At 44.6% G+C, this 16,482-nt stretch carries 8 protein-coding genes; 6 read left to right on the forward strand and 2 right to left on the reverse strand.

The window, feature by feature from the left end; translation table 11 throughout:
• Positions 1 to 216 precede the first annotated feature (216 nt).
• Positions 217 to 1,758, forward strand: a complete 1,542-nt coding sequence (locus MKX35_RS11145) for a response regulator (RefSeq protein WP_076300757.1) — start codon at positions 217 to 219, stop codon at positions 1,756 to 1,758.
• Positions 1,759 to 2,044: 286 nt separating this feature from the next.
• Positions 2,045 to 6,853, forward strand: coding sequence for an S-layer homology domain-containing protein (locus MKX35_RS11150; protein WP_076300758.1), 4,809 nt, complete (start codon positions 2,045 to 2,047; stop codon positions 6,851 to 6,853).
• A gap of 396 nt (positions 6,854 to 7,249) precedes the next feature.
• Here the strand turns inward: MKX35_RS11150 and MKX35_RS11155 are convergent, their stop codons facing one another.
• On the reverse strand, positions 7,250 to 9,004 hold the full coding sequence (locus MKX35_RS11155; protein WP_076300759.1) for a cache domain-containing sensor histidine kinase: 1,755 nt from the start codon (positions 9,002 to 9,004) through the stop codon (positions 7,250 to 7,252).
• A 227-nt stretch (positions 9,005 to 9,231) separates the two neighbouring features.
• Here MKX35_RS11155 and MKX35_RS11160 point away from each other — a divergent pair, with 227 nt between their 5' ends.
• The 3 genes from MKX35_RS11160 (at position 9,232) to MKX35_RS11170 (ending at position 12,857) form a co-directional block, all read left to right on the forward strand.
• Positions 9,232 to 10,188, forward strand: coding sequence for an ABC transporter permease (locus tag MKX35_RS11160; protein ID WP_042190740.1), 957 nt, complete (start codon positions 9,232 to 9,234; stop codon positions 10,186 to 10,188).
• Positions 10,189 to 10,215: 27 nt separating this feature from the next.
• On the forward strand, positions 10,216 to 11,106 hold the full coding sequence (locus MKX35_RS11165; RefSeq protein WP_042190738.1) for a carbohydrate ABC transporter permease: 891 nt from the start codon (positions 10,216 to 10,218) through the stop codon (positions 11,104 to 11,106).
• Between the two features lie 137 nt (positions 11,107 to 11,243).
• Positions 11,244 to 12,857 (forward strand): extracellular solute-binding protein, encoded by a 1,614-nt coding sequence (locus MKX35_RS11170; protein ID WP_179086743.1) that lies wholly within the window; start codon positions 11,244 to 11,246, stop codon positions 12,855 to 12,857.
• A 68-nt stretch (positions 12,858 to 12,925) separates the two neighbouring features.
• Here the strand turns inward: MKX35_RS11170 and MKX35_RS11175 are convergent, their stop codons facing one another.
• Positions 12,926 to 13,777 carry a helix-turn-helix domain-containing protein gene (locus MKX35_RS11175; RefSeq protein WP_076300760.1) on the reverse strand — a complete coding sequence of 284 codons (852 nt, stop codon included), beginning with the start codon at positions 13,775 to 13,777 and terminating at the stop codon, positions 12,926 to 12,928.
• A 131-nt stretch (positions 13,778 to 13,908) separates the two neighbouring features.
• On the opposite strand from MKX35_RS11175, the gene MKX35_RS11180 reads away from it, so the two are divergent.
• Complete coding sequence (locus MKX35_RS11180) at positions 13,909 to 16,374, forward strand: beta-mannosidase (RefSeq protein WP_076300761.1); 2,466 nt, start codon at positions 13,909 to 13,911, stop codon at positions 16,372 to 16,374.
• Positions 16,375 to 16,482: the final 108 nt, after the last annotated feature.

Raw genomic sequence — 16,482 nt, forward strand, 5'->3', positions numbered from 1 at the left:
GGGGGATATGAACCCCCGCTTTAATTATGCTGGGTTATTAGCGCATGATTAAAGGGCTATCCGGTCTGTTATGGACCGGATAGCCCTTTTGCCGATGTCTGCAAATTAACGATTTATGCCTGAAAATAACTTTCATTTATTTGGATCATAGTAGCCTAAGGGGAAAAGAATATAATAGAAGAAACAGATGCAGACAACAAAGAGGAGGGGACATCAGTGTATAGTATTTTTCTAGTTGATGATGAAGAAATAGGCCTTGAGATGATGAGAGATTATATCCGCTGGGAAGAAATGGGCATTTATGTCGTCGGAACTGCGAGTAATGGTAGAGAGGCTCTAGAGAAGATAGAGGCCATTAGACCTGATATTATTCTTACAGATGTCCAGATGCCGATTATGAACGGTATTGAAATGGCTAAAAAAATACATGAGAGCTATGACTGGATGCAGTTAATGTTCCTGACTGGGCATGACGAATTCAACTATGTAAAATCGGCTCTAAATGTAGGTGCTGTTGGATATTTACTGAAGCCCCTCGACTTGAATGAAATTGGAAGCGTTATCGCAAAGGTGAAGCAGCGCTGTGAGGAAGTTCAAATGAAGAAACGTTCCATGGAGGCGGCTAAAACGAACCTTCTTAAGGAGCTTTCCTATGAAAAAAATGCGGAACATGCCGCTGATCTGGCGACCAGCTATTGCAAGCTTACCCGTGAGTCTGAGAGGAATCGCTACGCAATGGCGCTGTTCAGTATCGATCCGATTGAGGCAGAGGGGGAACAGCAGAGTTTGGAGGATTGTAAGAACCGGTTGGTAGCTTTTCTGGATCATTTCTTCAAGTCGAAGAATATAGAGACGGTATTTGTGCCCTACAAAGATGGGGAGGTAGGTGTGTTTATGGAAGCACGCCAACAGCCTGGGTATTATGCGTGGGAGGATTTGGCCGCGGCTATCCGAAGTGGACTGGATTTCACAGTGACGGCAGCAGTCGGTGCACAGGAAACCGAATTAACGGAGGTTCATTGTCTGTATAAGCAGACGCGTGAAATCCTAAACGAGCGTTTCTATAAAGGTACGGGTTCAATTATTCATGCCTTGGCGATTTCAAACCAGTTTGATAGTGAGCATGTGCCACCTTTTAATAGGAAAGAGTGGTTTGAAGCTATCAATCAGCTAGATTTCGAGCAAGCCGCACAGAAGCTGCATCAGTATTTCGAGGGGCTAGCCACACTAAGAATCAAGAAAAAAAATATCTGCGATTGGGCGATTGATCTTGTCGACGAGCTGCTGGAGCAACTGCATCAACCTGTTCCTGAGGGGGTTAAACGGGCGGAGTTATATCATTCCATCTATAATGCACTGACTTTAAATGAGATTGAGGATTTGATCCTGGGCACTGCAGGCAATGCTATGAGCTTGCTGGGTGAGCGTCTTATGGACAAAAACACGAAGCTAGTTCACAAGGTTCGCAGTATGATCGACCAGAATTTTGATCAGCCGATTACGATCAATAGCTTATCAGATCAGGTTTATTTATCGCCCAACTATTTACGCTCCATTTTTAAAGACAAGACTGGTATCACGATTCACGATTATTTAACACGTATCCGGCTCGATAAGGCTACAGAGTTGCTGGCTGACGGCTCGCTCAAAATTCAGGATATCGCCCAAAGAGTCGGTTACGAAAGCACATCTTATTTTATCTCCCTATTTCTGAAGAACCAAGGGGTTACACCTAACGAGTATAGGAAGAGTCTATGATTGTGCCAGCGCTTCAGTTCGGCAAATAGGAAATAAAGTTACTTTCCCTTACGAATAGTAAACTTGCGATATGGATATTAATCCCTCTGCTTTTTACAATTAAGCATGTATTATAACTAGCACATGTGAGGGGCTTCATTCATCAAGGCAATCAAAGGTGTTTTAGTTCATCGAAAATCGGTAGCGCTTTCAAGATGCTTCTTAACCAACTCCTTTGATGACTTGATGGACAGATATAGCCCGAATATCACAAAAGTGCAAGGAGACCTACAAACGGAGGGATTAAATGTTCGGGAAAGCAATGAAAAGAGGATTTTTGTTCTTGGTCATCATCTGCTTGGTAATAGGCAGTGGCGGTCAGTTTGTCAGTACGGTTTATGCCGATGATACGGAGAGTACTACCTATGAAGCTGAAGCTGATGGAAATGCTATGACTGGCAATGCTTCTATTTCTGAACACCCAGCGGCTTCCGGGGGGCAGAAAGTCGGAGGCATGTATCAAGGAAGCACTTTGCAGTTCAATCATGTGACTGTAAGTGAGAGTGGGAATTATAAAATTACAGTGTACTATTTTTCTGGCGATTCGCGGCCATTCAATATCAGTGCCAATGGCGGCGATAAGCAGTTTGAAGAACCACCCAAGACAGTGGATTGGGATACGGTGGGAGCTTATGATGTGACACTTCCGCTGAATGCTGGAGAGAACAGCATCCTGATTGATGACAACAACTGGTATTCTCCAGACATCGACAAGATCGTAATTCATGGACTGGACGACAGCGACCCAGGTGAAGGATCTGGAGGCGACTGGAAGGAGAAGCTGCATGGTGCAATCATAGAAGCTGAAGCGCCTGAAAATATAATTACAGGCAACGCCAAAATAGCGGACAGCAGCGTTGGTTCCGGTGGAAAAATTGTAAAGGATATGAATAAAAACAGTACTTTACAGTTCACAAATGTCACTGTGCCGGCAGCGGGAACGTATTTGATCCGTATTTCCTATATTTCCGGTGACCAGCGGCCTGTCTATATGCAGGTGAATGATGGACTGGATGAATTGGTTGATCTGCCAAAGACAGCAAGCTGGGATGCGGTAGGAACTTATGATGTAGAAGCCTCCTTGCAGGAAGGGCTGAACACGATCACTTTCTCGGATCATGACTGGTACTCTCCAGATTTCGACCGGATTGAAGTCATTCCGTATACGATCAGTTATGAAGCGGAGTCTCCGGTTAATGATTTAACTGGAGAAGCGCGAGTTGGCGATAGCCCGAATGCTTCCGGTGGACAGAAGGTAGGGTATCTGAATGGCGGCAGTTCCTTAACTTTCAATAAGATTACGGCTCCGATGACAGGGGATTATCGGATCACGGTAGCTTATTTCTCAGGTGACCCGCGCAGCTTATACGTCAGCGCTAATGGTGGGGCAGAGCAGTATTATGAACTGCCAAAGACACCAGACTGGGATACGGCGCTCACATATGAGCTTACACTGCCTCTGAACGAAGGCGAGAATACAATCAAATTCTCAGACGGCAACTGGTACGCGCCAGATCTGGATCGAATTATTGTAGAACCGGCATTGGGTACAGATCCTAATCCTCCAGTTGAAGAGGATGGTGATCTGGGGACACCAGGGACTTCGAATAACTACGGGGCCATCACCGTTACCGAATATACTTATGGAACGCTCGTATCGAATGGACAATATGAGGTTTCTTTTAATACTAAGTCTGGATACGCAAGCTACAAGTGGACGGATGGTCAGAAGCTGCAAGGAATCTATAGCAGCATCAAACTCGGTGATACTCTCATTGAGACTACAAGCTATGAGAATCATGCAAGTGCTGGTGCTCCAGTAGAAATTCAGGATGGCTTTGGCAAAGGAGTGAAGCTTACTTTTGTTCATACCTCAGCTGGACAGCCAACGCTCAAACAGGTTTACAAGTTTTATGACGATCAGAAGTATTTCTTAACTCGTCTGGATGCCATTAGCGATACGGCGCTACAGACTAATTATATGTCGCCTATTACCGTAAAACGTTCAGGTGGAGTAGATATCGGTGCCAGTGCAGATAACCGGGTACTGACCGTTCCTTTTGACAATGATGCTTGGATTCGTTATAAATCTCAATCTATGAACCGAGCGGATACCAGCTATGAAATGACGACTATCTTTAATAACTCGACACGCAGCGGCCTTGTGCTCGGGTCGGTAACTCATGATACGTGGAAGACCGGGATCGACTGGAAAGGTTCTTCTAATCGGCTGAATGAGCTAGCGGTTTATGGCGGAGCAGCCAGCGACGTTACACGGGATACCCAGCCTCATGGCATCCTTACAGGCGCAGAATTGTCTTCGCCGATGATTATGGTGGGGGCATTCAGTGATTACCGCACAGGACTTGAGGAATACGGAAAAGCTAATGCGATCATCACACCTCCACTGTTGCTGAATCCTGAGTTGCCGCAAGGCGTGCCTGTTGGTTTTAACAGCTGGGGAGCTTACGAAGGTACACTTTCATACCAAGACGTTGTGGATGTCTCCAATTATTATAAGGAGCACCTAAATGATTTCAATAATAACGGTAATGTATTTATTAATATGGATTCCTATTGGGACAATTTGAATGATAAGCAGCTTGCTGACGCTGTATCAGTAATTAAGGGTAATGGTCAGCATGCAGGTATCTATTGGGCACCATTTGTATATTGGGGCAACAATATGAGCCAGCCGGTAGAGGGTACCGACAATAAGTATACGTATGGCGATATTGTCCTCAAAGATGCCGAGGGTAAACCGCTGCCGACGCTGGATGGGGCTTTTCCTCTGGATGTGACACATCCAGGTGCTAAACTGCGCATGAATTATTTTTTGGACAAATTTAAGGATCTGGGCTTTACCTTTATCAAATTGGATTTCTTGACGCACGGTTCGCTTGAGGGACAACATTTCGATCCAACCGTAACGACAGGGATTCAAGCTTACAATGAAGGAATGCTTTATGTGAAGGATCGTTTGGATGGAAAAATGTTCATTAGCGCATCTATTGCGCCAATCTTTCCAAGCCAATATGCACACAGCAGACGTATTTCCTGCGACACCTACGGCAAGATCAATGAAACGGAATACATGCTGAATTCGTTAACTTATGGATTCTGGCAAAATGGCACGATTTACACCTATACGGATCCCGATCATTTAGCGTTGGCCCGCGCTTCCAGCTTAACTGAAGCTCGCAGTCGAATGAACTCTGGCGTCATCGCCGGTACCGTACTTCTCGGCTCTGATGATGTTAACGATCCAAAGGCACAGGAGTACATGACTGCCTTGTTTAACAACAAGGAGGTTCTCGAATTAGCGTTAAAAGGAAAAGTGTTCAAGCCGCTGGAAGGAAATACGAATGCAAATGCAGCGGATACTTTTGTGATGAAAGACGGCAACGATTATTATCTGGCTGTATTCAACTACAGTGCCAATGCTTCTGCAGACAAAACGGTGAATCTTGGTAGAGCCGGACTGGACGCAGCGGATTCATACACGATGCAAGACCTATGGACGGGAGAGGTTTCGACTATTTCAGGAACACTCGCGTTGTCTTTGCAGCCGACAGAATCGAAACTGGTAAAATTGACAGCTGCACCTAAGAAAGTAACAGGTGTATCGCTAGATAAGACAGAGCTAACATTAACCGCTGGTGAAACCGGAAAGTTGACGGCTGCGCTATCTCCGGAAGAGGCGGCGAATAAAGCAGTACACTGGACTTCGAGCGATACGTCTGTAGCTACCGTAGTGTATGGAACGGTAACGGCTGTAAATGCTGGGAAAACCATAATTACTGTGGAAACAGCAGACGGCGGCTTCAAAGCTACGGCAGAAGTTACAGTCAAAGCAGCCTCCACTGTAGAACCGGGAAATCCTGAAGTCCCTGCGAATCCGGGTAACAACAACGGTACTCCTGGTAGCATTGTAGATCAAGAGAATGGCGCGGGCACTCTAATCCTTACATCAGAGATGCTGAAAGTGGATCGTGCATCTGGTAATGTCATCGTGGAGATTAAGGGAGATACACAGCAGATACAATTATCCTCCGATGTAGTTCGCCAGTTGGCGAATCATACGCTGGTTTTGAAGTCCGGTAAGTTCTCCATAAAGGTGCCTGCGGATCTGCTCCGCCAGTTGCAGAGCAAGCTACCGGAAGGTCAGCGGGATGATAGCACGATAACCCTGAAAGTAGCACCACTCAGCAGCAAGGCGAATGAGATCATTGCTGCAGCGGAGGGAACTACTCAAGCACAGGTTAGACTCATGGGTGATATCTATGAGTTCAGTCTGTCGGTGACCACGAAAACTGGCACAACAGAAATGCTTTCTGCGTTCGAACAACCCATTACGCTAAGCCTGACAGTGGGAGAAGGCTTTGATTCCAAGCGTGGAGGCATTTACTATATTGCGGATAACGGTAAGCTGGAATATATCTCTGCGAATTATGCTGATGGTGTATTGACAGCACAAGTTAACCACTTCAGTAAATATGCTGTGCTGGAGCTCAAACGGACCTTTGTCGATGTGCCAGCCAATCACTGGGCTAGTCCTGCAATCCAAGAGCTGGCGGCGAAGCTGTATGTTCAAGGGACTAGCAAAGACAAGTTTGAACCAAACCGTGCGATTACGCGTGCCGAGTTCACCTCTATGCTCGTTCATTCCCTAGGGTTGACCACAGGGGGAGATGTTAGCTTTGCTGATGTTGCACCGTCTGCTTGGTACGCAGAGTCCATTTCTATCGCTTATAAGGCGGGCATCGTGAGCGGCAGAAGTGCGACCAAGTTCGAGCCGGCTGCACAGATTACCCGTGAAGAAATCACGGTCATGTTAATGAAAGCCTATGAGCTGAAGAATGGCAAAGTAACTGTTGCTTCAACTGATGTGACATTCAAAGATATGAAGCAGGTCTCCTCTTGGGCAGCCGCTTCTGTAAAGGGAGCAGCAAGCCTAGGAGTGGTTCAAGGTCAAAATGAAGGTCTATTTGCACCAAAAGGGATCGCTTCCCGAGCAGAAGCGACCCAAGTGATTTATAACTTGATTATGAAGTAAAATATTGCAAATATACAAATGAACGAAGGAGTTAAGCAATCTCTAGATGCTTAGCTCCTTCGTTTTTGGTGTTCACTGAAGCTTTATTAAAATGATAATGGTTATATCGAGGGGCTCGTGGCAAGCTCGTGGTAACTAGGCTAGGTGAGAGCGATTAGGGAAAATCTCCCTAAAAATAGCCAAAAAATTCTTGGATGCGATGTAATTAGGGAAATCCTCCCTAATAATCGGGCGAATTCTGAATTCACCTCCAAATCAGCAAATAATCAGGGAGGATTTCCCTGATTATCAGTATAATGAGCAAAAATAGCCAAATTTCAGGGAGGATTTCCCTAATTGTTAATCAATATTTCTGATTTCTCAATAAGCTTTGCGGTTATTCAGATGCGTCGTTCCTTACATTTCCTTTTGTGGTAAGCGAATTTGCACAGTGGTTCCTATTCCGAGCCTACTAAACACAGTAACGCCGTAATGCTCACCAAATCTCAGTTTTATCCGTCGATCTACGTTTGAAATCCCATAACCTCGCCCGGGTTTATCGTCAAGTAAAGTGTGAAGTGTCTCACGACTCATCCCCATGCCATCATCAATTACAGATAGAATAATATCACTATTTTCGACTATGCCTTTGATATGAATATTTAGCGGGCTTTCCTGATTCCACACAGCATGAAGCACCGCATTTTCTACAAAAGGCTGCAAGGCTAGCTTGACTGTAGAGTAAGGTAAGATCGCTTCATCAATATTGTAGGTGATGTTCAGTTGTCCTTTGAATCGGATCAGTTGAATGGCATTGTAGCTTTGCGTCAGCTTCAATTCTTCATTAATAGTTAAGATGCTCTTTCCTTTATTCAGGGAGATGCGATAAAACTTGGCGAGATGAAGCACCAAATCCTGAATGCGAGTATCTTGATGTTTTAGGGCAAGAGACGAAATGGAGCCCAGTGTATTGTACAGAAAATGGGGGTTGATCTGGGCTTGAAGCAGGTCAAGCTCTGCCTCCTTGTTCTGTAGCTCCTTCTGATACACTTCGGTGATTAGACTCTTTAAGCGTGTAGTCATTTGCTTGAAGGCAAAATGAAGCTGGCCAATCTCATCATTGCCTAAATATTCATCATTCGTAGGGTTGAAGTCACCACGTTCTAGCCGCCGGATCATTCGGATTAACATTCGAATACGCTTGCTAAACATCGATGCAGTAATATAAATCAGCAATAATGCGACGACTATAAAGCCTAAAGAGATTTTGATGATGAGCTCTGACAGTGATTTCGCATCCTGAATGATACTGTCATAAGGGAATATAGAGACGGTTTTCCATCCATTTGTGAGCGTGTTATAGACGGCGAAAGCCTTTTCCCCTTTATATGTAGTATCAAATCTGCCAGAAGGCAATTCATCAAAGTTCTGATCAAGCATTTCCGGCAGACTTGTATTTAATAATTGTTTGTCGGCGGCTGATAAAATAAGGCCCTTGTCATTAACAATAAAAATATCTTTGCCGCCTGCTTCTTTCTCCATTAAAGAATAGATCACCGATTCGGATATTTCGAAGACCAGAATACCGTAGGGATATTGGTTGCGATTATTGTTCAGTAACCTAGCTAATGTAAACATTGCGGGATTATCTTGTGACTGCGGTGAGGACAGATGAATAATATTCCCGTGAGACTGCATCAGCTGCTTGTACAGCTCTGTCTCCTTCACTTCGGGTGTAACCGGCTTGATATAGTAATTATCCTTGGGCAGTGATGGATTGTCGGAATAAATGAAAACGCTACCAAAATCGGGATAGGCAGCCATTACCGTGTCTATACGATTGCCAATATATTGATAGACGTCTAGATAAGATGGATCATCTTGATATTCGCTCGTGAGGTAAGTGGCTAGCCTATTATCCAAGTAAATAGAAGCGGAAATATGCTCATAGCTGTCCAGTTTGTTCTCCAGGTTCTTGTTGATCTGGGCCGTTGAATTCATCATATTGATGTAGATTTGATCGGTCAGCTTTGATTTTGTAAGTTCGAATGAAAAATAGACAAAAAGCATCATTGGAAGAATGGTGACCAGAACGAACACGAGGAATAGCTTGGAGCGAAAGCTAAGGTCGATAAAAGGCATATAAATATACTTTTTGTAAAAATGACGCATCGTAGAAGTCCCTTCTTTACTGTGAATTCACGGAAAGCCAAGTTTATCATATCAGACTGAATATCGAAATCCAATGCTCGAATGTTAAGAAACTCCTTTAAAAAGCGCTATCATTCGGAGGATTGAAGTATAGAAAGGAGCCCTATACGGACTTAAGATAAATAGGAGAGAAGCTGAATCGAGATGTAGCAGGGCATGCTGCACTAAATAAAAAGGGAGGGTATTTGATGCATAAAGCAAGCGCTATCAAAACAGTCAGGGGCAATAATTTTTGGTACAGATTAAAAGAGCAGAAATGGTTATTTTTGCTAATGCTCCCTGCCATAATTGCGACATTGCTATTTTCCTATGGACCTATGTTTGGTATGTATATGGCATTTACAAACTATCAACCGGGTGGAGGAACATTTTTTCAACAATTTTTCCATGCTGACTTTGTTGGCTTTAAGTGGTTTGAATATTTCTTTACCACAGGAGACTTCTACCGTGTAATGCGTAATACGCTTGCGACAAGCCTCTTGACCTTGTTATTCGGGTTTCCTGCGCCGATCATACTCGCGCTTGTGCTGAATGAAGCCAAACAGGGATTTTTCAAACGCTTTACGCAGACGGTTTCTTATCTACCGCATTTTATCTCATGGGTTATCGCCGCTAACATTGTAATTACGCTGCTAGCTTCCGATGGGATGTTCAACAATCTTCTAGTAACGCTCGGCATTGTTAATGAACCAGTAGCTTTTCTACAAAACGGACCTTTATTCTGGTGGATTATCGCCTTGTCTAATATGTGGAAAGAAATGGGTTTTAGCGCCATTATGTACCTAGCTGCAATATCCGCTATTAACCCGGAGCTTTACGAAGCCGCAAGAGTAGATGGAGCTAGCCGATTCAAGCAAATGTGGAATATTACGCTCCCTGCTTTACGTCCAACTATCGTGATATTGGCCATTCTTGCAGTCGGAGGTATTTTGAATGCCGGCTTTGAACAACAATATCTGTTGCAAAATAACACTGTACTTGAGTACTCGGAAGTTATCGATATTTATGCATACAAATACGGGTTACAAAACAGCATGTTCTCATACGGGGCTGCCGTGGGGGTATTCAAATCCGTTATTGCCTTCATTCTTGTTGTAATCGTGAATCGAATTTCTAGAAAAGTGAACGACCAAGCGTTGTTCTAAATAACAAAATGGAGAGGAGCGCTTGAGATGTTTTTGAACAGATACGGAGATCATATCTTTAAGTGTTTTGTATATTTGATTCTTATCCTTGTATTGCTAGTTACCTTCTTACCTTTTTGGAATATTCTCGTTCTTTCATTAAATGCTGCTGAGGATACTGTTCGTGGCGGCGTCTACTTTTGGCCAAGAGATATCACCTTTGATAGCTACAAACAAATTTTGAAAGATACCGAAATTATGAACGGGATATGGGTAACGGTTAAACGGACCGTAATTGGTGCACCACTATCAGTTCTTGTGATTACGATGCTTGCTTATCCGCTAAGCCGGCGGAATTTGATGGGACGCAAGGGCTGGAACCTTTACTTCGTCTTTACGATGTATTTCGGAGGCGGGCTAATTCCTTATTACATGGTGCTTAAAGCCCTGAATATGATCGACACTTTCTCCGTTTTTATTCTGCCAGGCTTGATGAATGTCTTCTATATGATTATTGTCCGTACGTTTATGGAAGGATTGCCTGGTGAGATTGAGGAATCAGCGAAAGTAGATGGAGCGAATGATTTAATGATTTTCTTCCGGATTGTACTGCCGTTAACAACACCAGTACTCGCTACGGTGGGCCTCTTTCAGGCAATATCGCATTGGAACTCGTGGTTTGACTCCTATGCATTTACTTACAGCTCAGACCTGAAGACCTTGCAAGCGGTCCTCGTCAAAATACTGAGTCAGTTCCAGACCGGAGGTATGGTATCGCAATCGCAAATGCTGGCAAACTCCGCCAAGCGAAATGCTGTTTCAAGCGATACGATCCGGATGGCAGCGACGATGGTTGCAACATTGCCTATCGTTCTAGTATATCCGTTCCTGCAAAAGTATTTTGTTAAGGGTATGACTTTGGGAGCTGTTAAGAGTTAATATGATTAAATAACCGAACGCCAGCCGGAGAGGAGTTGTCCAGCTGGCGGCCCTGAAGGGGGGTGAGCGGACAGACTTGCTTGGTTGCTTGATAGACTTGTGACGTAACTTAATTAATGGGAGGAATTAGGGTGTCTATGATAAAGAAAAACAAATTGTTGAGCGTAAGTATGACTGCTGCATTATCTGTGGGTCTATTAGCGGGCTGTGGCTCTAATGATGGAACAGACAATACAAACAAAGCGGCTGGAGACAATACAAAACAAGAGCCGATTACACTTACATGGTTTGATTCAAATACTAAGGGAGAGCCTTTTACTGATGCTGTCGCCCAAGAAATCACTAAAAAGACGGGCATTGAGATCTCCATTCAGCAGCCAACAGGAAATCCGACAGAGAAGCTAAGCTTGATGCTTGCCAGCGGTGACTATCCAGATGTGGTCGTGATGAGCCGTGGGGATGCTTCGCTTGATAAATACATCACAAGCGGTGCCTTTATTCCACTCGATGAGCTGATTGAGAAGAATGGCCCTGATATCAAGGAAATGTATGGCGACACACTGACCAAGACTCGTTATAAAGACGGAAAGAACTATTACTTGGCTAACTGGTATGGACTAGATAGTGATCCAGTCTTCGGGATGCTGATGAGAAAAAATCTGCTTGCAGATCTGGCTCCGGATAAAGCAGATGGCAGAGCACCGCTTACAACAGATGAATTAGAAGCGATTTTGAAGGATTTTAAAGCAAAAAACAAGACGATTGATGGAAAAGAATCCATTCCAATGACCATGAACGGCGAGAATATGGGCGCCAACCTTGGAACATTCAAAGGCATGTGGGGTCTGAAAACTTACTATGATAACAACGGAACATTGCAATATGATGTTAAGGATCCAAAGTATCGTGAAATGTTGCTCTACGTGAATAAATTATACAGAGAAGGTCTGATTGAGAAGGAATTTGCGATTAGCAAAACGCAAACTTGGGTTCAAAAGCTGGCTACTGGCGCAGTATTCTCCACACCAGGCGCTTACTGGGATCCAGGTAACGGGAACGGAACTTTGAAGAAGGATGGCGGAGAAGATAATCAGCTCTTCCCATACAAGGTAGTTGCCCCTGGAGTAGACCCTGCCCAAACGACATTTGGACCAAGAAGCTCACTTGGATGGGATGCTATCGCTATTACGAAGAACAACAAGCACCCTGAAGAAACAATGAAGCTGTTCAATTTCTTGGCAAGTGATGAAGGACAGCATTTGCTGCTGTGGGGCCAAGAAGGCGTTCAATACACCATGGTGGATGGCAAGAGACAACCGGACCCTGCATTCTTGGATAGCTTCAAGGAAAACTGGGACGACACAGTCAAGAAGAGCGGTGTCCGCAAATGGTTGTGGTTTATCAAGAATGGTCTGGATGCAAATGAACAGCCTTACGATATGGCCGTTAAATATCAACGCAGTGAAGTAGATCAGATGGCCATCAAGAGTCTTGGGGATTCCGTATGGGATACAGCGGCATATGACAACTTGAGCCCTGATGGCGGAACACCTGAAGCACTGACTGCACAGAAGGTAAAAGATATTATGGATCAAAGCATTACGAGAGTAATCATTGCTCCTACTGAAGCCGAAGCCAACGCGACATTCGATAAGATGCTTGCGGAAATGAAAAAGGCTGGGGATGAGAAAGTAGAAGAAATCATTAACCAGAAGTACGCAGAGCGTATGGAGCTGTGGAATTCAAAATAATTAGTGTAAGGGCTTCCTCTCTGCATTCAGGCAGAGGGGGAGCCTTTTTCTATGTTTTCAAATGTTAATTAAACCAGTCTATTAGCATGCGCATTTTTGCGGAAATCTAGCGGGGCCTGGTGATAGTACTTTTTGAATTGATGATAGAAATGGCTGACATTGTCAAAGCCAGACTCCAGAGCAATTTCGACCACACGTAGTTCAGTAGTAAGTAGCAGATTACGTGCCACGTTGAGCCTAAGTTGGTTGATATATTCTGTTGGTGTCTGGTTCAAGTATTGGCGGAAGGCCCGGTTGACATGACCGGCGCTTCTGCCCGACAACTCGTACAGGGCATGAAGGCCTTTGTTTAAGTTTTCTTTTAGATGCATCTTGGAAACGGCATGTTCGAGCCACAGTGGGAATTCTGGCTGCTCGATGGTTTCTGGAGAGAAAAAATGCTGGGTAAGTGTATCTACGAGTATTCCTTTCAGATAAATCCTGGACTTTACTTTGTCTAAGGTAGAAAGCATTCGGATGCGTTCGAAAGAACGAATGAAATCATCCATCTCCAGTTGAGATAACATGGCGATTCTAGGGAGCGGAGTATTTAATATCCCGTGCAGGAATTCTTCTTCATTCAGGTAACTAAAGGCATCATTAATGAGGCTTTTTCGGCAGGGAATGTTCAGAAAGCGGCAATCGCTATCCCCGTCAGCTTCATAGCGATGGGTATCATCGGGCCGGATGAAGACAAGGCAGCCAGATTGAAGAAGCTGGGCAGCCCCGTTGACGATATGCCGGCATCGGCCTTCAGTAAGTATGAAAAATTCATAAAAATCATGCGTATGTTCTGGGGATACCTGACTCAGAGATTCTACCCAGAAGGGATCAGCTAGCAATTCGGGGTTTATATGGCTTGCCTCAGTGTATTTGATCATGTTTTTCCTCCAGTGTTAGTGATATCAAAATAGCACACTATTTTTGCGAACACAATAGAAGAAATGTATACATATTATTGTTAAAATTTTAATACAAGAAGTCAAAATAGCACATTTGTGGAGGCGGAAATATGCAACTTGTCAATCTAAACGGAAAATGGGAAATGAAACGGCTTCATGAACCGAAATGGCTGGAAGCCAGCGTGCCAGGCTCTGTCTACCATGATTTGTTGAATGCCGGTGAAATGCCAGATCCGTTCTACCGCGAGCAGGAGTATGAGGTTCTGGAACTGTCCAATTACGATTACGAATATAAGCGTAGTTTTCAGCTGGAAGCAGGCGTACTAGAGCATGACCGAGTATTTCTGCTGTGTGAAGGGTTGGATACGCTTTGTGAGCTTTCCCTGAATGGAACTAATATTCTGAACAGTGACAATATGCACCGGACGTATGAAGTGGATATCAAGGCTGTATTGACGCCTGGTGATAATACTATCCACGCCATTTTTCGCTCCCCAGTAGAATTCACTCTACGGAAGCAAGCAGAATTGCCGCTCAGTGGATGTGCTGATGCGGTAGAGGGGATATCGCATCTGCGCAAAGCGCACTCCATGTTCGGCTGGGACTGGGGTCCAAAGTTACCCGATCTAGGAATCTGGCGTAGTCTCTCTATTCAGGGCTACAACAGTGCTCGCCTTGATGATGTTTATATTACGCAATTCCATGAGAAGGATAAGGTCATGCTGGATGTTCGAGTTAGAACAGAGAGCTGGCAAGCGGCTGATCGAGAAATTGTGGTTAAAGTTCACACACCAGCGGGTCTGTGCATTGAGCATCGTGTGTCTGAAATGATTGGGACGGATCAACATATTGCACTGGAAATTATGGAGCCAGAGCTGTGGTGGCCGAATAATCTCGGTGCTCAGCCACTGTATAACGTAGAGGTTGTAATTGAGGAAAAGTCACAGGAGTTAGATCGTAGAGAATTTCGGATTGGACTTAGAACCATTACTGTGAAGCAGGAAGAAGATCAGTGGGGAGAATCGTTTGCTTTTGAAGTCAACGGTGTGCTTATTTTCTCTACAGGTGCCGACTATATTCTGGAAGATAATCTTCTACCTCGCGTAACTAGGGAGCGCACGGATCGCTTGCTCCAAAGCTGTGTCGCTGCCAATTTCAATACGATTCGCGTATGGGGTGGCGGGTATTATCCGGATGACTATTTCTATGATCTGTGCGATGAATATGGCCTCATTGTCTGGCAGGATCATCTGTATGCCTGCGGCATTTATGCTCTGACGGAAGCCTTCGAGGAGAATATCACTCACGAGACCATCGATAACATGAAACGTCTTCGCCATCATGCTTCGCTAGGCTTGTGGTGCGGCAACAACGAGCAGGAGCTGGCTTGGGACGAATGGGACTGGGAGAAGCATTACTCACTGCAGCTTAAGGCAGATTATATTAAGCAATATGAGGTGCTTCTACCGGCAATCGCTAAAGAAATTGATCCGAATACCTTCTATTGGCGTGCTTCACCATCCTCCAAGGGGAGCTTTGACAAGCCGAATGACGAGAATTACGGAGATATGCATTACTGGGGGGTCTGGCATGGGAAAGAACCGTTTACCGATTACCGGAAGCTATATCCGCGCTATATGTCTGAATTCGGATTGCAGTCTTTTCCGGGCTTGAAGACCATCGAGTCGTTTACGCTGCCGGAGGATCGCAATATCTTCTCTTATGTCATGGAGTCCCATCAGAAGAACAATACCGGGAATGAGAAAATTCTCTATTATATTGGGGAGACCTACAAATATCCGAAAGATTTTGATTCTGTATTGTATGCCTCACAGCTGATCCAAGCAGAAGGGATGCGCTGCGGCGTTGAGCACTGGCGTAGACATAGAGGTCGCTGCATGGGTGCATTGTACTGGCAGTTGAATGACTGCTGGCCGGTAGCTTCTTGGTCCAGTATCGACTATTATGGCCGGTGGAAGGCTATGCATTATGCGGCTAAACATTTCTTCGCGCCGATTCTTGTTTCTGCCCATGACGAAGGAACGAAGGTCTCCCTTCATGTCTCTAACGAAAGCAGAGAACAAGTTATTGGTGAACTGAGTTGGAGACTGCTTACTACGACATCGGAGGTCTTGCTGGAAGGCACAAAGCCAGTGGAGATTGCCGCGTTAAGTACTGCTGAGTTCGAACAGCTTGATTTCGGTCACATACTGGATACGAAAGGGAAGAAACGTGAGACTTATCTGGAATATTCTTTTGAGGTAGAGAGCGAGACAAAGAGTGGCGGCACGGTCCTGTTTGTTAAGCCGAAGCATTTTAGCTTCGTTGACCCTGAGCTTGAAGCTATGCTTACCGAGGAAGAAGAAAAATTTGTCATTACCGTGAAGGCTAAGACGTATGCTCGTTTTGTCGGCCTAGACTTCAAGGAGAGAGATGCCATCTTCAGCGACAACTATTTTGATATGTCGGGTGGTACAACTAGGACCATTACCATCGCTAAAAAAGATCTCGACAAGCCGGCTACGGTGGAAGAACTTCGTGAACAGCTTACTGTACGCTCCGTATTTGATATTTAAATAGGAAGATTCACGGGAAGCAGGCCCATAAATTAGGGCCTCTTTTTTTATGTATTTTTTTTACTATAGCCGCTAATAATCATTTATTGTTCTGCAAAGCTTAATAAC

The organism is Paenibacillus sp. FSL R5-0923, assembly GCF_038009145.1.
GTDB lineage: Bacteria > Bacillota > Bacilli > Paenibacillales > Paenibacillaceae > Paenibacillus_AQ.